At 71.6% G+C, this 18,905-nt stretch carries 15 protein-coding genes and 2 pseudogenes; 10 read left to right on the top strand and 7 right to left on the bottom strand.

The window, feature by feature from the left end; all coding sequences use genetic code 11:
• Positions 1–210 precede the first annotated feature (210 nt).
• The 3 genes from AQJ46_RS18530 to AQJ46_RS18520 form a co-directional block, all read right to left on the bottom strand.
• Positions 211–1,800 (bottom strand): hypothetical protein, encoded by a 1,590-nt coding sequence (locus AQJ46_RS18530; RefSeq protein ID WP_059206636.1) that lies wholly within the window; start codon positions 1,798–1,800, stop codon positions 211–213.
• Positions 1,797–2,567 carry an ABC transporter ATP-binding protein gene (locus tag AQJ46_RS18525; protein WP_057608529.1) on the bottom strand — a complete coding sequence of 257 codons (771 nt, stop codon included), beginning with the start codon at positions 2,565–2,567 and terminating at the stop codon, positions 1,797–1,799. The genes AQJ46_RS18530 and AQJ46_RS18525 overlap by 4 nt, the downstream gene beginning before the upstream one ends.
• Before the next feature lie 63 nt (positions 2,568–2,630).
• A complete protein-coding gene (locus tag AQJ46_RS18520; protein WP_107117282.1) occupies positions 2,631–3,293 on the bottom strand; it encodes a bifunctional DNA primase/polymerase in 663 nt (220 codons plus the stop codon).
• Positions 3,294–3,750: 457 nt separating this feature from the next.
• Here AQJ46_RS18520 and AQJ46_RS18515 point away from each other — a divergent pair, with 457 nt between their 5' ends.
• Positions 3,751–5,136, top strand: coding sequence for a tetratricopeptide repeat protein (locus AQJ46_RS18515; RefSeq protein ID WP_057608528.1), 1,386 nt, complete (start codon positions 3,751–3,753; stop codon positions 5,134–5,136).
• A gap of 170 nt (positions 5,137–5,306) precedes the next feature.
• Complete coding sequence (locus AQJ46_RS18510) at positions 5,307–7,130, top strand: hypothetical protein (protein WP_059206635.1); 1,824 nt, start codon at positions 5,307–5,309, stop codon at positions 7,128–7,130.
• A gap of 36 nt (positions 7,131–7,166) precedes the next feature.
• Here AQJ46_RS18510 and AQJ46_RS18505 read toward each other — a convergent pair whose 3' ends face one another.
• Positions 7,167–8,516 (bottom strand): ABC transporter substrate-binding protein, encoded by a 1,350-nt coding sequence (locus AQJ46_RS18505; protein WP_059206634.1) that lies wholly within the window; start codon positions 8,514–8,516, stop codon positions 7,167–7,169.
• Positions 8,517–8,634: 118 nt separating this feature from the next.
• Between AQJ46_RS18505 and AQJ46_RS18500 the strand changes: the two genes are divergently transcribed.
• Both AQJ46_RS18500 and purU read left to right on the top strand, forming a co-directional pair.
• A complete protein-coding gene (locus tag AQJ46_RS18500; protein WP_079072335.1) occupies positions 8,635–9,135 on the top strand; it encodes an SCO4402 family protein in 501 nt (166 codons plus the stop codon).
• Positions 9,136–9,181: 46 nt separating this feature from the next.
• The gene (gene purU, locus AQJ46_RS18495; RefSeq protein WP_057608524.1) at positions 9,182–10,051 is read left to right on the top strand and encodes a formyltetrahydrofolate deformylase; all 870 of its coding nucleotides are present in this window, start codon (positions 9,182–9,184) and stop codon (positions 10,049–10,051) included.
• 153 nt (positions 10,052–10,204) lie between these two features.
• Here the strand turns inward: purU and AQJ46_RS18490 are convergent, their stop codons facing one another.
• Positions 10,205–11,692, bottom strand: coding sequence for a zf-HC2 domain-containing protein (locus AQJ46_RS18490; RefSeq protein WP_107117281.1), 1,488 nt, complete (start codon positions 11,690–11,692; stop codon positions 10,205–10,207).
• The gene (locus tag AQJ46_RS18485; protein ID WP_057608522.1) at positions 11,689–12,270 is read right to left on the bottom strand and encodes a sigma-70 family RNA polymerase sigma factor; all 582 of its coding nucleotides are present in this window, start codon (positions 12,268–12,270) and stop codon (positions 11,689–11,691) included. Before AQJ46_RS18485 ends, AQJ46_RS18490 begins: the two co-directional genes overlap by 4 nt.
• Before the next feature lie 313 nt (positions 12,271–12,583).
• Here AQJ46_RS18485 and AQJ46_RS18480 point away from each other — a divergent pair, with 313 nt between their 5' ends.
• Both AQJ46_RS18480 and AQJ46_RS18475 read left to right on the top strand, forming a co-directional pair.
• On the top strand, positions 12,584–12,964 hold the full coding sequence (locus tag AQJ46_RS18480) for an STAS domain-containing protein (RefSeq protein ID WP_057608521.1): 381 nt from the start codon (positions 12,584–12,586) through the stop codon (positions 12,962–12,964).
• 164 nt (positions 12,965–13,128) lie between these two features.
• Positions 13,129–13,641, top strand: a complete 513-nt coding sequence (locus tag AQJ46_RS18475) for an EF-hand domain-containing protein (protein WP_057608520.1) — start codon at positions 13,129–13,131, stop codon at positions 13,639–13,641.
• On the opposite strand, the gene AQJ46_RS18470 is transcribed toward AQJ46_RS18475, so the two are convergent.
• Complete coding sequence (locus tag AQJ46_RS18470) at positions 13,620–15,128, bottom strand: class I adenylate-forming enzyme family protein (RefSeq protein WP_059206632.1); 1,509 nt, start codon at positions 15,126–15,128, stop codon at positions 13,620–13,622. The genes AQJ46_RS18475 and AQJ46_RS18470 overlap by 22 nt on opposite strands.
• Positions 15,129–15,267: 139 nt before the next feature.
• On the opposite strand from AQJ46_RS18470, the gene AQJ46_RS18465 reads away from it, so the two are divergent.
• The 4 genes and pseudogenes from AQJ46_RS18465 to AQJ46_RS18450 all read left to right on the top strand — a co-directional run bounded on the left by AQJ46_RS18465 (position 15,268) and on the right by AQJ46_RS18450 (position 18,800).
• Positions 15,268–16,401, top strand: a complete 1,134-nt coding sequence (locus tag AQJ46_RS18465; RefSeq protein ID WP_059206631.1) for an acyl-CoA dehydrogenase family protein — start codon at positions 15,268–15,270, stop codon at positions 16,399–16,401.
• Position 16,402: 1 nt separating this feature from the next.
• A pseudogene (locus AQJ46_RS59465) lies at positions 16,403–16,852 on the top strand (acyl-CoA dehydrogenase family protein); the annotation flags it as partial.
• A gap of 585 nt (positions 16,853–17,437) precedes the next feature.
• Positions 17,438–17,851, top strand: a pseudogene (locus AQJ46_RS59460) (acyl-CoA dehydrogenase family protein); the annotation flags it as partial.
• Between the two features lie 487 nt (positions 17,852–18,338).
• Complete coding sequence (locus AQJ46_RS18450) at positions 18,339–18,800, top strand: ATP-binding protein (RefSeq protein ID WP_057608517.1); 462 nt, start codon at positions 18,339–18,341, stop codon at positions 18,798–18,800.
• The last annotated feature ends 105 nt before the right edge of the window (positions 18,801–18,905 follow it).

Genomic DNA, 18,905 nt, shown 5'->3' with positions numbered 1-18,905 from the left:
CCCCGCGGCCGGCGCGTCCGCTGCCACGGCTTTCCGTGGCCGGTGCGTCCCCGTCACGGCTTTCCGCGGGTGGCGTGTCCACCATCACGGCCTCCTGCCCCCCTCCCCTTCCCTCCCGCTCCCGCGGCCGACGGGCCTCACCACCAAGGCCTCCGCCGGCCGTCACCGCGGCCCCCGGCCCCCGGCACCGTCCCGCCCGGCCCGCCCGCGTCACCCCTTGCTGACCGCCACCAGGATCTCCGGCAACTGGCGTGCCGTTCGTGGGGCTGCCAGGCGTAGTCCCGCCAGCGTGATCGCGGTGCCGTACACCGCGCCGATCGGCAGCAGTACCCAGCTCCACTCGTCGCCGTCCGCGCTGACGTTGGCCCAGATCGTCAGGGCGATCACAGGAGCGCACAGCAGGGCGGCCGAGACCATCCCCCCGACGACGGCGGCAGCGGCGAGGCCGGACTGTCCCGGGGCCACGTTCTTGTAGCCCTCCTGCGGAATCGAGTAGGGAAAGCGCGCCGACGTCCACGCCCCGGTCGCCAGCATCGCCCCGAGCAGCGCGAAGGACACGCCGAGCACCTCGGGCAGCTTCGGCCAGTCGTCGATCAGCGCGGTCGTCACAACCGTGACGAGGGTGGCGTACGGCAATGTGATCACCAGCAACGCCAGCGCGCGCCCCCGCAGTTCGACGTAGGCGTCCCGCGTCGAGGAGATGGTCATGGCGACCATCCAGAACGCGGAGGTGTCCTGCCCGAACTGGTTGTACATCTGCACGCCGAGCATGCCCGCGGCGAAGCACGCGAAGTAGATGGACCCCGTGCCCTGCACCGCGTTGAACACCGGCACGATCAGCCCGATGGCCAGAGAGGTCACCCACGCGGCCTTGGTCTTGGGGTCGCGCCACACATAGCGCAGGCTGCGTTCCATGACGGTGCCGGTGCGGCCGGCGGGCAGCAGCCGGGCGAGCCCCGTCGAGCTCCGCTCCCGGGCGGCCCCCTGGGAGGAGGGGAGGGTGGAGCCGTCGGGGGAGGTCATCAACCGGGTCAGATGGCGGGACCAGAGGGCGAGCAGACCGATCAACGCTGCTGCGGAGAGGGCCAGTTGGAGGACCGCGATGCCGTACGACCCCTCGCTCGCCGAGTCGACCGCCCCGATCGCCGAGGCGGGCGGGATCCACTTCAGCACCTCGGCAGGCCCGTCCAGCTGCCCCAGTCCGCCCGAACCCAGCCGCTGCGCGCCGAAGTTCACGACCTGCGCGCCGACCGCGATGACCAGTCCGCTCAGCACCGCCAGATCACGGCCCTTGCGGCTGGTCAGCAGCCGGATGTTGGCCACGGCGACGGCTCGCGCGAGGGCCACGCAGACCAGCAGTGCGAGCGCGACACCGATCACGGAGACGACGTACGCCGAAGCACCGTGCGCGACGGAGACGACGGAACCGACGAGCATGCAGAGCGTGAACACCGGCCCGATACCGACCAGCGAGGCCACCAGCAGCGCCCGTACGAGGGGCCGGGGCCGCAGCGGCAGCATCACCAGGCGGGTGGGGTCGAGGGTTTCGTCGCCGCCGGGGAAGAACAGCGGCATCACGGCCCAGCCGGCCGCCAGCACGGCGACCAGCGGGACGACGACGGAGGCGGCGTGTTCGTTTCCGCGCAGGGCGATGAGGCCGAGCAGCTGAAGGACGGAGAAGAGGAGTACGGCGACGGCCGAGGCGATGTAGGCGGCCCGCCGCCCGCCGGACTGCCGCAGGCCGTTCCTGAGCAGCGACAGCTTGAGTCGTACGACGACCGGGGTGATGTCTCCCGTCATCGGGCCCCGCCGCCCAGCCAGTCAAGGTTCGCGCCGGTGTTCTGCCCCTGTGCGCCGACGAGTTCGAGGAACGCCCGTTGCAGTGAGGGCGCGCCGCCGCGCACCTCGTCGAGCGGCCCGTGGGCGCGGATGCGCCCGGCGGCCATGACGGCCACCCAGTCGCACAGGGACTCCACGAGCTCCATCACGTGCGAGGAGAAGACGACGGTGGCGCCGGAGGCCGTGTACCGCTCCAGCACGCCTCGGATGGTCTGCGCGGAGACGGGGTCGACGCCCTCGAACGGCTCGTCGAGAAACAGCACTTCGGGGTTGTGGAGCAGGGCCGCCGCGAGTCCGATCTTCTTCCGCATCCCGGTCGAGTAGTCGACGACCAGTTTGTGCTGCGCCCCGGCCAGATCGAGCACGTCGAGCAGCTGAGCGGCCCGCCGGTCGACCTCGGCCCCGGGCAGCCCCCGCAACCGGCCGGAATAGGCGAGCAGTTCACGACCCGACAGCCGCTCGAACAGCCGCAACCCCTCGGGCAGGACCCCGATCCGCGCCTTGACGTTCACCGGGTCCCGCCACACGTCCTGCCCGACGATCTCTACAGAGCCCTGATCCGGGCGGAGCAGCCCGGTGACCATGGAGAGAGTGGTGGTCTTCCCGGCCCCGTTGGGGCCGACAAGCCCGATGAACTTTCCAGCAGGCAGTTCGAGATCAATCCCGGCGACAGCGACCTGCTGCCCGAACCGTTTCCAGAGCCCACGCACACTCACAGCCGACGTCATGAACGCCCACCTTAGGCGCGTGGGGGCTGTGCCTTTTCATACGGCTCCGCCGCGTGGCCCACGTCACCTGTCCCGACCGCACGCATAGGCCAGCGGGGAGATCAACTCCTCGGCATCCGGAAGCCAACGGTTGGCGGGCGTCGGACGGCAGGCCCACTGAACGGCTCCGGTCGACCCGTACCGCGTAGGGGGACCGGCGACGTACGACCCTTCCCCCAGCGCGATCAGATCAAGCGACGAGGGCGTCCAGCCCAGCGTCCGTACCAGCTCGGGCACCTTCACCGACGCCCCCGGCAGCACGAAGAAGTGCATCCGGCGATCGGGCGTCAATGTCACTGGCCCCAGAGTCGACTCCATCCGCTCCATACGGGCCAGCGCGAGAAACCCCGCCGTCTCCGGAACGGAGATCGCGTCGAACGTCCGGCCGGTCGGCAGCAGAATCGAAGCCGTCGGCTGCTTCTGCCACATCCGGCGCGCGACGGTCGCACTGCCGGTGGCCTGCGTCGCCCAGTCCTCCCGGGAGGGGTGTGCCCCGGGCACGGCGCACGCGGCGTCACCGCAGGAGCACCGCTGCACCCCGTCGACGGCTTCCAGCCAGGTGCCGGGGAAGACGTCCCAGTGGCGCTCCTCGGCGTATCGAACGGCTGTCTCCAGCAGCGATTCCCCACGCTGCTTCGGAATCTGAACGGCTTCGGTGCCCGCGATCGTCTCTTCCACGCTCAGCACAACTCCCGCGCCCACCTCGGGTTACGGCCAGAGCCCCGGCGTCGGACCGACTTCTGCCGCGTGATGCCGGCGCGTATTCCGGCGTGCTCCGCTGCGCTCGCGCGGGGGATTCCCGTCGCCGGCCGCGAGGTGCGCCCTTCAGGCGGACGGAGCCGGTCCGGCGCCAGGACCTGCGCGCGCGGGGGAGGGGCACTGATCGGGCATCTGGGGCGCATGGATGCACGTGTGGGGGCGCGCGAGAGGAACCGGGGCGTGAGCTGGGTAACCACGAGAGGGGCAGGCTTCTGCCTTCACCCCGGCAATCCTCGCATGCCTCGCATTTTAGACGTCACGGTGGGGCATTGATCTTCACGGCCGGATCTTTTCGGTGGGTTCGAAGGGATCCGACGGACCGATCCGGTGGAAGACACGTCAACTCGGTGCGTGGGCAGGCACCGCAGCCACAGGGGGTACGCCAATGGCCGCAAGGCCTCTCGTCGCGCGACAGCCGAACGAACGGCTGCAGGCGCTCATCCAGGAGGCGGGGTGCTCGAACGCCGGGCTCGCCCGCCGGGTCAACATGTGCGGCGCCGAGCACGGCCTCGACCTGCGCTACGACAAGACGTCCGTGGCCCGTTGGCTGCGCGGACAGCAGCCGCGGGGCAGGGCGCCCGCGATCATCGCGGAGGCCCTCGGGCGCAAACTCGGCCGTACGGTCACGATCGACGAGATCGGCATGGCCAACGGCAAGAACCTCGCCTCCGGCGTCGGGCTCCAGTTCTCGCCGACGGTGCTGGGCGCCATCGAGCAGGTGTGTGAGCTGTGGCGCAGTGACGTGGGCCGCCGTGACTTCCTGTCCGGTTCCTCGGTCGCCGCGTCCGCGCTGGTGGAGCCGAGCCGCGACTGGCTGATCTCCTCGCCCGACTCGCAGGTGGCGCGTCAGGCGGGCCCGCGCGTGGGGCAGTCCGACGTGGCGGCCGTGCGCGCGATGACCCAGGCGCTCGTCGACCTCGACCACCAGTACGGCAGCGGGCATGTGCGTCCTGTCGTGGTGCACTACCTCAACAGCGTGGTCTCCGGGCTGCTCGCGGGGTCGTACCGGGAGGCGATCGGGCGTGAACTGTTCGCCGCTGTCGCCCGGTTGACGGAGCTCGCCGGGTACATGGCGATCGACACCGGGCAACCGGGCCTGGCCCAGCGGTACTACATCCAGGCGTTGCGGCTCGCGCAGGCGGCGGGCGATCGCGGCTACGGCGGCTATGTGCTCGCCGCGTCCATGAGCCACCTCGCCGCGCAGCTCGGAAACCCGCGCGAGATCGCCCAGTTGGCGCGGGCGGCGCAGGAGGGGGCGCGGGGTCGTGTGACACCGCGCGCGGAGGCGATGTTCTACGCGGCGGAGGCCCGCGGGCACGCCCTCATGGGCGACGCGCGGGCCACCCAGGCGGCGTCCGGACGGGCCGTGCACGCGCTGGAGGCGGCGGACCCCTCCTCCGGCGACGACCCCGCCTGGATCGCGCACTTCGACGAGGCCTATCTGGCCGACGAGTTGGCTCACTGCCACCGTGACCTCGGCCAGGCCGAGGCGGCGGCGCGGTGCGCACAGGAGTCCCTGGACGGGCTTCCCGAGAACAAGGCGCGCCGGCGGGCCATCGGTCTGGTCCTGCTCGCCACCGCGCAGGTGCAGCAGCGCGAGATCGAGCAGGCCTGCAACACCGGCCTGAAAGCGGTCGCGTTGCTGGAGACCGTGCGCTCCAACCGGGGCGCCGAGTACCTCGACGACTTCCAGCAGCGCCTCGAGCCGTTCCGGGACGAGCCCGTCGTCAGGGAGTTCGGGGCCCGGCTGGACCTTCAGGCGGCCGCGTAAAGGAGGACGTATACAGCGGATGCGGGCCCGGAACTGTCACGTGATCTCCCGGGATTTGTTACTGCGGTCACAGGGACGCAGGTCACGTCCTGTGCTACGTGGCACCGGGCTCGGAGGACCCGGTAGCGTGAACCGACGATTCCGAAGTTCCCGCATCAGTAGGAGTCCCGGTGACGCAGAGTGGACAGGGCGAGCAGCCCTCGGCGCGCGAAGCGCGCGAAGGCATCGTGCTGCCCTCCGACGGCGGGGAACCCCTGCTGCCGGGACAGACGGGTGGACACGGCGGTCCGCAGCCCGGATACGGCCCCCCGCAGCAGGGCGGATACGGCGGCCCTCCGCAGCCGGGCCCGTCCGGCCAGGCGCCCGACGCGGCGTACGGCCAGGCTTCCGGCGCCCCGTCCTACGGCCAGCCGCCCGGCGGTCAGGCGTGGGGCACCCCGTGGGGCCCCGGCCAGCAGCAGGCGCAGGCCGAGCAGAGCCAGGACCAGCCACAGGCCCAGGACTGGTCGCAGCCGCCCACCCAGACCTGGGGCACGCCCCAGCCGCCCGGCGGCACACCGCCCCAGTCCCAGCCGCAGCCCGCGCCGGGTTACGACACGGACGAACCGACCTCGTACTACCTGCCGCCCGTCGGCCGGCCGGCCCCCCAGTCCCAGCCGCTGCCCCCGCAGCAGGGCCAGGTCGCGCCCTACGAGGCTCCCGGGACCGGTGCACCGCAGCAGCAGCCCGCGCCCGGCTATGACTCCAACGAGCCGACCTCCTACTACCTCCCGCCCGTGGGCCAGCCCCTCCCGTCGGGCCCCGGCATATCCGGCTCCGCGCCCCTGCCGCCCGCCGACGAGGGCGCCACCCAGTTCATACCGCCGGTCACGGCCGCCCCCGCCGCCCCCGAGGGAGCCACCCAGTACCTCCCGCCCGTCCGCCCCGGCGCGCTCCCGCCCGAGGTGTCCGCCGAGGCGGCGCACTACCCGAGGCAGCACCCGCAGTCCCCGTATGGCGCGCAGCCCCCGCAGAACGCGGCCCCCGGTACCGGCGCCGGCCCGTTCCCGCCCAGCGCGCCGAGCGGCCCCGACGCCGAGGCCACGCAGTTCATCGCGCCCGTGCCCGGGCAGACCCCCGGCGCGCACTACGGCGGGGAACGGCAGCCGCCCTCCGAGTTCGACAACCTCTTCCGCGGTGGGCCGGGCGCTGACGGCGGGGCCGCGTCCACGCAGCAGATGCCACGGTTCGCCCAGCCCGAGGCCGTACCGCCCGCGTACGGGGCTCCGCAGCCGTCGTACGGCGCCCAGCAGCCGTCATATGGTGCCCAGCCGCCGTACGGCCCGCCCGGCGGTGACGTCTACGACGACGGCGACCGAGGTGGCCGCGGGCGGTCGCGGGTGCCGGTCATCGCAGCCGTGGGCATCGGGATCGTCGTGCTCGGCATCGGTGCGGGCGCGCTGCTCGCCGGGGGCGGGGGCGGCGACGGGGGCGACAAGAACCAGACCGTGTCGGCGACGGCCCCCGCGACCGACGGCTCCGCCTCGCCGTCCGCCGATCCCGCGAAGGCGCAGGCCGCCGAGCTGGACAAGCTGCTCGCCGACAGTGGCAACAGCCGTTCCTCGGTGATCAGCGCGGTGGCGAACGTGAAGTCCTGCAAGAACCTCGGCCAGGCGGCCCAGGACCTGCGGGACGCGGCGGCCCAGCGCACCGGCCTGGTGACCCGGCTCAAGGCACTCCCCGTCGACCAGTTGCCGAGCCACGCCGAGCTGACCGACGCCCTCACCAAGGCCTGGCAGGCGTCCGCGTCCGCCGACAACCACTACGCGGCCTGGGCCGACCAGTCCGCCGGCAAGAAGGGCTGCAAGAAGGGCCAGGCCCGCACCACGGGCCAGACCCAGGCCGGCAACCGGGACAGCGGCACCGCCAGCACCGAGAAGGCCAAGGCGGCCCGGCTGTGGAACGCGATCGCCAGGAAGTACAGCCTGACCGAGCGCACGGCGACCCAGCTGTGAGTGGTCCGCGGGGGGCGTTCCGGCGCCCCCCGCGGGTCAGTTGACGTCCGCGTTCTGGAGTGTCGTCGTCACGTCGGTGAAGCCCTTGCGCGCCGCCACGAGCTGGCCCTGACGCACCACCTGGAGCGTCACATGGGCGTTGACCATGCGCGGGAAGCCGACCGAGGCGAGGTCGTCGGCGGAGCTCCAGGTGTCCCGGGTGGTCCACCGGAGGGTCGGCGTCAGACCGCCGGTCGGGATCTTGAGCCCGTTGTTGAGGGTGGCGCGGATGCTGCCGGCGGACACCTCGCCGCTGCCCTGCGACTCGACGGCCTTCGTGAGCACCGTGTAGGCGATCCAGGTGGTCTGCACCCCCGCGTCCGCCGAGTCGATGCGGTTGTCGCCGAAGGCCTCCTCGCTGATGACCTTCTTCATCGCGGCCCAGCGGGCATCGCTCTCCACGGGGTACCAGCCGGTGATGTACGACCCCTCGTAGGGTCCCGACGCGCCGCCGGACGCGTCGATCACCGTCTGGTCGACGCTGCCCATCGCCATGGCCGTGCGCACCTGCGGGTATTCCTCCCGGGCGCGCCGGAAGGAGTCCATGAACGTGCTGGTGCGGTCGCCGAGCGCGGGTACCACGCACCCCTCCTTCGAGCCGGAGACCGAGCCGGAGGCCGGGGCGCCGGACGTCGAGCCGTCGAGCGCCTTCGTGGACTGCGCCGAGTACTCGGTGGCGTCGTCCGCCGCCCGCACGTCGCCCGCGGCCCGGTGTCCACCGGTGGTCAGCCCGGAGTCCAGCAGGACGGGCAGCTCGTCGCCCGCGATGGTGTCGGGCCGTACGAGGGTGACATTGCCGCAGGCCGTGGCGAGCGCCTTGCCCAGGCCCGCCAGCAGGGTGGGCTGGCCGCCGTTGACCGGGTAGGACAGCGGGCTGGTGAACTCGGCGTTGGTGGCGCCGTAGCCGCCGATGTAGGGGATGCCCGCGGCTTCGAGGGGCGGGAAGAAGGAGTCGGCGTACTGGCTGTAGGAGCCGACGACCGCGACGACGTTCTCCTTGACCGCGCGCCGGGCGCACTTCGCCGCGGACACCCCGTCGTTGTGGTCGTTGCAGGTCAGGACGGTGAGCTTACGGCCGTTGATGCCGCCCTTGGAGTTGATCCAGCGGGCGTACGCCTGGGCGAAGGCGGGCATGCCGGGCTTGTTGGTCGCCTTGGTGTCCGACGGGGCCCAGGTCATGACCTTGATCGGGCCGTCCCCGGAACCCCCCGTGGTACCGGGGACGACCCCGCAGCCGGCGGCGAGGGAAGCACACGCCACCAGTGCCCCCGCCGCGAGGGCGGTGGCTCTGACGGGCCGGTGGTGCTGGGGGAGGAAGGTGCTGCGGATGCGTCGCCTGCCGGTCATGGACACACACGCTTTCGTCACATCGCCAACTCGGGAGTGACCCTCGGTAGATGAAGGGTGACGTAAAGGTGAACAGCGGGGGCCTGTGAGGCACGTATGGGGGAAGAACGTACGATCGGTGACCGTGCAAGGTTCGGAGAACTCTTCCCGTCGCGGCCGTCGCTCCTCCACCATGGGCGGCATGCCACTGAACGACATGCCGTGGTGGCGCTGGCGCAGCAATGTGCGCTCCGCGCTGCACATGCTCTCCGACCCAGGGTTCCAGCAGAACGTCTGGCTGGCCGGTGTCGAGGGGTACGGGGACGTCACCGACGCCGTGTACCGCCTCGTCGAGGACACCTGGCTGGACAACTGGTCCGCCGAGAAATACGTGGGCACGATCTTCCGGGACTCCCAGGAGGCGGCCCTCGTCGACACCGCCGTCCTGCGGGTGCTGCGGATCATGCACCAGGTCGGTCCCGACGCCCCCGTCTCCGTGTACATGGAGAACCCGGGGTGGCCGGACGCGGTGCGGGCGGCGCGGGACGCGCACGTGCGCATGGCGACGGCCGACGGGGAGGATCCGGACGGTCCGCCGCGCACGCTCGAGGTACTGCAGATCATGACCAGGTCCGCGTGACGGACGCGATCTTTGCCGCTCCGGTGGATATGCGACCCTGTCCTGCATGAACGAGCAGTCCACCCCGGCCGACCAGTACGTCCTGACCCTGTCCTGCCCCGACAAGCAGGGCATCGTGCACGCCGTGTCGAGCTATCTCTTCATGACCGGCTGCAACATCGAGGACAGCCAGCAGTTCGGCGACCACGACACGGGCCTGTTCTTCATGCGTGTCCACTTCTCGGCGGAGGCGCCGGTGCGGGTGGACAAGCTGCGGGCGTCGTTCGCCGCGATCGGTGACTCCTTCCACATGGACTGGCAGATCAACCGGGTCGAGGACCGGATGCGGGTCGTGCTGATGGTCAGCAAGTTCGGGCACTGCCTGAACGACCTGCTCTTCCGCGCGAGCATCGGTGCGCTGCCGGTGGAGATCGCCGCGGTGGTGTCCAACCACACCGACTTCGCCGAGCTCGTGGGGTCGTACAACATTCCCTTCCACCACATTCCGGTGACGCGGGAGAACAAGGCCGAAGCGGAGGCGCGGCTGCTGGAGCTGGTGCGCGAGCAGGACGTCGAGCTCGTCGTGCTCGCCCGGTACATGCAGGTGCTGTCCGACGATCTGTGCAAGCAGCTCAGCGGCAGGATCATCAACATCCACCACTCGTTCCTGCCGAGCTTCAAGGGCGCGAAGCCGTATCACCAGGCTCATGCGCGGGGGGTCAAGCTGATCGGGGCGACGGCGCACTATGTGACCGCCGACCTCGACGAGGGGCCGATCATCGAGCAGGAGGTCGAGCGGGTGGGGCATGGCGTGACGCCGGACCAGCTCGTGGCGATCGGGCGGGACGTGGAGTGCCAGGCGCTGGCGCGGGCCGTGAAGTGGCACGCCGAGCGCAGGATTCTGTTGAACGGGCGGCGGACGGTCGTGTTCGCCTAGGAGCTCGGGGGGCTGCGGTTTCGTGGCGGCTGCGGGGCGGTGGGGGCTGGTCGCGCAGTTCCCCGCGCCCCTGAAGGACCTCAGCTGGACGTGCCCTCAGGGGCGCGAGCAACCACGAATCACCCTCAGCCGCCGACGCTCCCCCGCCCTCGCCTACATCCGGCTCAAGCTCGCCGCCGCGAACAGTACGTCCCTGATCGCCTCACGATCACCCCGCTGCCCCGCAGCAGCCTCCGCCGGCGGTACATGGCCCGCGGCCAGCTGGCAGAACTCCACGCCGTCCAGGGCCACATGGGCCACCTCGTGCTCCGCCGAACCCGCCGCCGCGGGGGAGTCCAGGGGGATCAGCCACTCACCCCCGCCCAGGCCCTCGATCTCCAGACGCAGAGTGCGGCCGGGGCCTCCGGCGCTCACCAGGTGCCGTCCATGGGCCGGTGACGCCAGACCCTTCTGCCGCCGTTCCGCCAGCACCGCGGGCAGCACGCGGGCCGCCAGGTCGATCATGCGGTTGAGGTGGCGGGGGGACGGCGGCTCGTAGGGGTAGTCGACCGCCTGCGCGATGTCCTCCGCGTGGACCCAGCACTCGAAGGCGCGGTCCAGCATCGCGTCGTGGAGGGGGAGGACGAAGTCGCCGTAGGCCACCTCGAGCTTGCCGGAGGTGCCGCCGGTGAACGACACCGTGCGGACGAGGTCGTGGCTCTGCTCGCGCCAGGGGGTCCGCACGGAGCGGGTCGGCGGGAAGTGCGACGCGCGCCAGTACGCCTCGGTGCGGCCGGCCGGTGTGGGCGCGTCCGCGGGGACCTCGCCCATCGGGTCGTCCAGGCCCAGGGCGACCGCGACGAGGCCGTCGACCGACATCAGGTGGGCCATGACCCCGGCGACCGTCGTACGGCGGCTCGTCGCCTCGTCGGCGGCGAACCAGCGCAGCCGCACGGGCGCGTGCCACTCGGCGTCGCCGAAGTCCTGCAGCAGGGCATCGAGGCGGGCGGTCTCGGCGTCGTACGGCGTGGCCCACTCGGGCACCGGGATGCGCGGCGGGCGCCGGTCGAGGCAGCCATCGAGGACGCGGGTGCGCAGGCCCGGGTCCAGGTCGAGGCTCTCCGGGCGCTGCAGCAGGCCCACCGCCCCGCGCAGCCGCAGTGCCTCGTCGGCGCAGGCGCCGCAGACGCCGAGGTGATCCTCCACGGCGGCCGTCTCCTCCGCCGAACACGCGGCCAGCGCCCACGCCCCGAGCAGCGCCTTCAGCACACGGTGCTCCAGGACGAGGGGAACGGAGGGTACCGGCTCCTCCAGCGCGGGCAGCGGGCGGCCGGTGTCCTCGACGGAGGCGCGGGGGAGCGGTATGCGGGGCGTGTGGTGGGGGTCGGTGCCCTGCGAGCCGTTGCCCTCGGGGTCCTCGGGGTCGTCGGGACCGCCGTCGCCAGCACTGCCCGCGCCTCCGGCGTCGTGCGCGTCCGCGCCCTGGCCGCTCTCGTGGTCGTCGCCCGCGTTGCCGGTGTCGTCGTCGCCGTTTCCGAGGCCGTCGCTCATTTTCTCCGTGTCCTCGGGAAACACCTCGCGATCCCTCGACCCCTCCCGCGCTCCCCTCCCCTCGTACCCGCCCTGCTCGTCGTGCGCCTCGAAACCGCCTGCGCCGCTCACGCCGCGCCTCCGTATCCCGGCGGCGCCCCAGGCGCTCCCGTGTCGTGGGCCGTGGACAGGAGTTGGAGGCCCAGGCGGAGGCGGCGGCGGGCCTCGTCCTCGGTGATGCTGAGGTCGGCGGCCGCCTGGCGGTAGTCACGGCGCTGGAAGTAGGCCAGTTCCAGGGCGGCCCGCAGCGGGGTGGGCATGGACTGGACGATGTAGTCGGCGCGGGCGGCGACCGAGGCGTGGCGGACCTTGCGCTCGAGTTCCTCGGTGGAGCCCTCGGTGTCCTGGGTGAGCGCGGCGGTCTCGGTGGCGCGCAGCCGCTGCACGGCCAGGCGGTGGGTCAGCCCGGCGACCCAGGAGCGCAGTGGGCCCTGTTTGGGGTCGTAGGCCTCGGGGTGCTCCCAGACGTGGACGAAGACCTCCCGTGTGATGCCGTCGGCGGCGCGCTCGTCTCCGAGCACGCGATGGGCGAGACCGTGCACGAGTGAAGCGAAACGGTCGTAGAGCTCGCCGAGGGCGGCCGCCTCACCGCGTGCGAGCCGCTGCTGCATCTTGCGGTCCCAGCGGGGCGGTGCGTCCTTCTTCGCCATGCGGCCCCCTCACCCCTGCAAGTGTCCGGGTCAAGCCTGCGCCCACCGTCTCCTCGAATGTAGTCGGCACCTCCGGCAGCGCACGCCCCTTTGTTCCAATGCACGCCCCCCGAGGGTCCGCAGGTGGTAGTGGACCTTGCCTACCCACCCACTCACTGATCAGACCTGATCGAACAGGATCGAAGCCGACTAAAACAAGCCTCTTTCGAACGATTTCCGTTTCTCGGTCTTTGTTTCAGGGAACGGCCGCTGGGCAGCCGCGCTGCAAGGAAGCGTAAGAAAGGCTTCCGTTTGCTTTCCGCGAGCGAAGGGCATGGTGGTGGCGTTCAATGTGACCGGCAACGAGCAGGGCGACTGGACCGTGCTCAGTGTGACGGGCGAGCTGGACCTGGTGACCTCGCCGGTGCTCCGCCAGCGAGTCCACGATGTCGTGGCCGAGGGGCGCCACAGTCTCGTCCTCGACCTCTCGGACGTGTACTTCTGCGACTCCAGCGGTGTCGGCGTCCTCATCGCCTCCCGCCGTCTGATCCGCTCCTGCCAGGGCGATCTGCGCCTGATCCTCCCGGCCCAGGGCGCCGCCGACGGCTCGCACGTCAACCGCGTCCTCGGCGCCCTCGGCGTCCGCCGGCTGTTCGAGGTCCACCCGGACGTGGACTCGGCGACCGACGAGGAGGCGGGACCACTGTCGGCCTGAGCGCGTACGCCGGTTGTGACCTGGGGCACCCCGACTGCCACACCGTTGTCCCGAAATTCTCCCGGTCTTGGCACAGGCGCCGCCTTCCGGCCCCCGGGGCGCCGCCCGCGTCGTACGCTCCGTGCGAGATGCACCCGATGTGATGTGAGGCGGCCCGAAGAGACATGGTCAGCAGCGAGTACGAGCGCAGGATCGCCGGCCGGTTCGTCACCTTCGACCAGGACGGCAACGGCTACATCGACCGCGAGGATTTCAACGTGGCGGCCAAGGCGCTGCTCACGGAGTTCGGTACCGCGGCACGCTCCGACAAGGGACAGGCGCTGTACATCGGCGCGGAGGCGTTCTGGCAGGGCATGGCCGGGATCGCGGACCGGGACGGCGACCAGCGGATCACCCGGGACGAGTTCGTGAACGGCGCGGTCAAGCGGCTGCGCGACAACCCGGAACGCTTCGCCGAGATCGCCCGCCCCTTCCTGCACGCCGCGCTCGCCGTCGCGGACCAGGACGGCGACGGACGCGTCACCGTCGAGGACACCGCGCGCGTGCTGAGGATCCTCGGTGCGAGCGAGGACATCGCGCGGGCCGCCGCGGCCACCCTGGACACCGACGGCGACGGCAAGGTCGGCGAGGACGAGATCGTGCCCGCCTTCGCCCGCTACTTCACCGTCCCCGAATAGCGCTCCCTGAGCTTGTACTTCAGGACCTTCCGCAGGGTCTCGTTGCGCGGGAGGGCGTCCACCACCTCCACCTGCTCCGGCAGCTTGTGGGTCGACAGCCCTTCCGCGCGCAGATACGCGGTCACGGCGTCCAGGGTCAGCTTCCCGGCCCCCTCGGGCTGTTCCACCACGGCACACACGCGTTCCCCGCGCTCGGCGTCCGGGAGCCCGATCACCGCCACGTCCCCGACGTCCGGATGCGCGGCCAGCAGGTCCTCGATCTCCTTCGCCGAGATGTTCTCGCCCTTGCGGATGATCACGTCCTTGAGCCGACCGGTGAGGACCAGGTGGCCGGTGGCCGTGAGTCGTCCGAGATCACCTGTGCGCAGGTAGCCCTCCTCGTCGAAGGCCTCCGCCGTCTGGGACGGATCGAGATACCCCTGACACACCGCCTCCCCCTTCAGCCGCACCTCCCCGTCCACGATCCGCACGGACATCCCCTCCGGCGGCCGTCCCTCGGTCGTCGCCAGGTTCTCCACCGTGTCGTCCGGATCGCCCATGGTGATCATCGGTACCTCGGTCATGCCGTAGCCGTGCGTCAGCTGCACCCCCAGCTCCCGTGCGACGGCGTGATAGACCTCCGGCGGCTTGGGCGCCCCGCCGCCCGCGAGCAGCCGCAGGGACGGGATGATCTGCTCGCCCGGCCACTTGCGCTGCTCGGTGAGGAACATCGAGTAGAACGCCGTCGAACCGCCCGCCACCGTCACCCCGTGGCGGCGGTATCCCTCCAGCGCCTCCGGCAGGGCGAACTGCTCGAACATCACCGCCGGGAAGCCGTACAGCAGCAGCATCACGGTGTAGTCCGGGCCCGCGATGTGCGCGTACGGGAAGGCCATCGACCCCACGTCGTCCGCCGTCAGGCGCAGCGCGTGCGCGAGGCAGGAGCCGCCCGCGATCAGTGAACGGTCCGTGTGGAGAACCCCCTTGGGGTCGGAGGTGGTGCCCGAGGTCCAGTAGATCCACCGGACGGAGGTGCCGTCGGCGGGCGGGGCGGGCAGGACGGCCGGATCGCCGTCCGGGAGGTCGTCGTACGCCTCGAAGATCCCCTTCGCGCCGAGCCGCCGGGCCATCTCCGTGTGGTCGAAGCCGCGCCAGACTCCCGGTACCGCGAAGAACTCCGCCTTCGACTCCCGCAGGGCGAAAGCGACTTCGCGGTCCCGGTAGAAGGGGATGACGGGCGACTGCACGGTGCCCAGACGGGCGAGCGCGAAGGAGAGCAGGGCCGTCTCGATACGGGTGGGCAGCTGCCAGGCGACGACCGTGCCGGGACGTACGCCCATGCCGTACAGGCCGGCCGCCACCCGCTCGGCACGCGCGCGTAGCTCGCCGAAGGTGAGCGTGCGGTCGTCCTGGAGGAGGACCCGGCGGTCGGGGGTCAGGTCGGCGCGGCGGGCGACCAGCTCCCAGAGGGTGCGGGACGCGCTGAGCGCGTGGGCGGTGTCGGTCACGGCGGCCCCCTTGTGGAACTGACGGATAGTCAGATCGTGGGCAGAGCGTAGGGCGCCACGCCTTGTCGGTCCAGGGGTGCGGGACTTAGCCTTCCGGTGCGAGCGGTATCTGACGGGTTATCAGATATGGAGTGCCGTCATGGATCTCGCGTACACGCCGGAAGAGGAGGAGTTCCGGGCGCGGCTGCGGGAGTGGCTCGCCAAGGCGCTCCCCACGCTGCCCCCGAAGCCGTCCCCGGAGGACTGGCCCGGACGCAGGACCTACGACCTCGGCTGGCAGCGCATGCTGTACGACGCCGGGTACGCCCACGTGCACTGGGACGCGTCGCCCACCACGCGCCTGATCTTCCTGGAGGAGACGGAGGCCGCGGGCGCGCCCTATGTGGGCGCCGGGTTCGTCGGACTGCTCCACGCGGGACCGACGATCGCCGCCGAGGGCACCGCCGAGCAGCGGGAACGCTGGCTGCCGCCGATCCTGCGGGGCGAGGAGGTCTGGTGCCAGGGGTTCAGCGAACCGGACGCCGGGAGCGACCTCGCGGCGCTGCGCACGCGCGCGCGTAGGGACGGCGACGACTATGTGGTGACCGGGTCCAAGATCTGGACCTCGCACGCCGAGGTGGCCGACTGGTGCGAGCTGCTGGTGCGGACGGATCCCGCGGCTCCGAAGCACAAGGGCATCACCTGGCTGGCGATGCCCATGTCCTCGCCCGGTGTCGGGGTGCGCCCCTTGCGCACGCTCGCCGGGTCCGCCGAGTTCGCCGAGGTGTTCCTCGACGAGGTGCGGGTGCCGGTGGCGAACCGCGTGGGCGAGGAGAACGACGGCTGGCGCGTGACCATGGTGACGCTGTCCTTCGAGCGCGGTACGGCCTTCGTCGGCGAAGTCGTCGCCTGCCGGCGGGTGCTGGGCGGACTCGCCCGTACGGCACGGGAGAACGGGCGCTGGGACGACCCGGTCCTGCGACGGCGGCTGGGGCGGCTGAACGCCGAGTTCCGTGCGCTGTGGCGGCTGACGCAGTGGAACGTGAGCGAGGCCGAGGCGAGTGGCGGGGTGCCCGGGGTGGGGGGTTCGGTCTTCAAACTCCGCTACTCGCACGCCCGTCAGGAGTTGTACGACGCCGCTGCGGACGTACTGGGGCCGGACAGCCTGGATCTCGACCGGCCCTGGGTGCTCGACCGGTTGTCCTCGCTGTCCTACACCATCGCGGCCGGGACCTCGCAGATTCAGCGGAACATCGTGGCCGAGCGGATCCTCGGGCTGCCGAAGGGGCGTTGACGTGCGCTTTCAACTGACCGAGGACCAGGAGGCGTTGCGCGCCGGGATGCGGGAGCTGCTCGCGCGGCGCTTCGACGGGGCGGCGCTGCGGGCCGCCGCGGAGGAACCCGGTCTGGACCGGGCGCTGTGGCGGGAGTTGGGCGCCGCGGGGTTCTTCGCGCTGCGGGTGCCGGAGGCGGACGGCGGAGTGGGGCTGGGCCTGCCGGAAGCCGTGCTGGTCTTCGAGGAGGCCGGGCGGGCCCTGCTGCCGGGGCCACTGGTGGCGACCCACCTCGCGGCGGGCACGGTACCGGGGGCGGCCTCCGGAGAGGCGGTGGTGACGGACGTCGACAGCGGCGGGCTGGTCGAATGGCTGTCCGAGGCGGACGTCGTACGCGGGGACACCACGGGGGCGCTACCGCTGCGCTCCGTGGACCCGTTGACGCCGCTGCACCGGGTTCCCGGAGCGGGGGGCGGACGGGGTCGGGCCGAGCTCGAGAGGGATCCAGGGGCGGGGGTGGGGCAGGGCGCCTCCGTGCGGGTCCCGGGGACGGGGGTGGGTCAGGACTCGTCCGGGCCGCTCCCGGGGATCGGGGTGGGAAAGGAATCCTCCGTGCGGCTCCCGGGGACGGGCCCGTCGCCGACGGCCGGGTCGTCCTCTGCTGCCGCGCGCGGTTCGTCTTCCCCCGCCGCTGGCGGTTCGGGTTCCGCGGTGGTGTCTGGTTCGTCTTTCGGCGAGGGTGCTGGTTCGTTTTCTGCGGCCGTTGGTGGTTCGTCGGCGGCTGCCGGGTCCGGTTCGGGGTTCGGCGCTGCTGATGGCTCGGGTTCCGCGGTGGTACCTGGCTCGTCTCCCGTCGAGGCTGTCGGTTCATCTTCCGCAGCCGCCCCTGGCCGGTCCTCCGAGACCGCCTCGGGCCGGTCTACCGAGGCCACCCCCGGCCGGTCCTCCACGACCTCCCTCGACCGGTCCTCCACGACCGCCCCCGGCCGGTCCTCCACCACCCCCGCGCGCGACCCCTCACCGTCCGGTCTCCCCGTGGCCCGAGCCCCCCGTTTCGCCGACCCCGTCGCTGTGCTCCTGACCGCCGCCGAGCAGCTCGGTACCGCCACACGTGTGTGTGAGCTCGCCGTGCAACACGCCGGGGCGCGGGAGCAGTTCGGGCAGCCGATCGGGGCCTTTCAGGCGGTCAAGCACCTGTGCGCGCAGATGCTGGTGCGGGCGGAGACGGCCCGGGCCGCGGTGTACGCGGCCGCCGTGACCGCCGACCCGGTGGACGTCGCCGCGGCCCGGCTGCTGGCCGACGAGGCGGCCGAGCGGGGTGCCCGGGACTGTCTCCAGGTGCACGGCGGGATGGGCTTCACCTGGGAGTGCGAGGTGCAGCTGCATCTGAAGCGGGCCTGGGTGCGGGCCAGGAGGGCCGGCGGCGGAGTGGAGAGCGAGGAGTTGCTCGCCGTCGAGCTGTTGGCCTGAGGCGCCGTGCCCGGAGCGGATGTCGCGGATTGTGGCATACCGGAATCACGGAGCGTTGGTATCGGGTTGTGTCCTATGTGTGACTCGTCACGTCCTGGAGTCGGCGCCCCGCTCCGGTACCTTGTGTGAGATGCGAGTGGTTCCGAGCATGAGCCATGCCGGTGTTGCCGAAGAGGCGGCCCCGGACCCGGCGATGCGCGCCGCTGCTCGCAGGGTGGGAAGCCCTGCGGCTACCGCCTGTTCGACTTCCCGTGGCGGGCGTCGCACAGTATCCCGCACGGGTACTCCTTCGCGCTGGAATATGCCCGAAGCGCTTGTTGGCGTGACTGTACGTCAACCATGCTGTCCTGTAAGGGATTCACGTTCTGTGACCCCGGCTTTGGTCATTGTTCTGGTCATGCAAAAAATGGCTACGATCGTGGCCCTCGTGAGGCGCGAGGCCATGTGCCCGCCGGTTCGGATGGTGTGAGCGGTGCAGGTGCTTCAAGTGCAGCTGGAGATCCGGCCCGACCCCGCAGAGGTGGGGCGAGCCCGGCGGTGGGCCCGTTCGCGGCTCGCCGTATGCGGGATAGAGGTCGACGAACCGCTCGCCGAGATCCTGATCCTGCTCGTGTCGGAGCTCGTCACCAACGCCGTGGTGCACACCGGCCGGCCGGCCGTCCTGCGGCTGTCCCTGCCGGATGCCGAGGTGGAGTCGGCCACCGTCCGCCTCGAGGTCGCCGACCGCAGCGGCCGGGCCCCGGTGCCGCGCTGCGTCGACGGTGAGGCGACCGGCGGCCGCGGCCTCGCTCTCGTCGACGGCCTCGCGGACCGCTGGGGCTGGAGCCCCGAAGGCGCGGGCAAGAGCATCTGGTGCGAACTCGACCGCTGCGAGCAGCCGCGGCAGAGCGCGGAGGCCTACGACATCGACGCCTCGGCCTACGAGGGGTTCGCGTTCGAGGCGGTGTGACCGGCGCACGGTCGCAGAGACCGCCGTCACCCTTTCCTCGGTGCGGATCGGTGCGCCGGGACGTGCATCCGTGCGCGGTCGGGGCAAATGGGACGTAAGTAATAA

Source organism: Streptomyces canus (assembly GCF_001514145.1).
In the GTDB taxonomy this organism is placed as follows: Bacteria; Actinomycetota; Actinomycetes; order Streptomycetales; family Streptomycetaceae; genus Streptomyces; species Streptomyces canus.
Note: the sequence above shows the minus strand (reverse complement) of the source record. Positions and strands in the feature narration are given on the sequence as shown.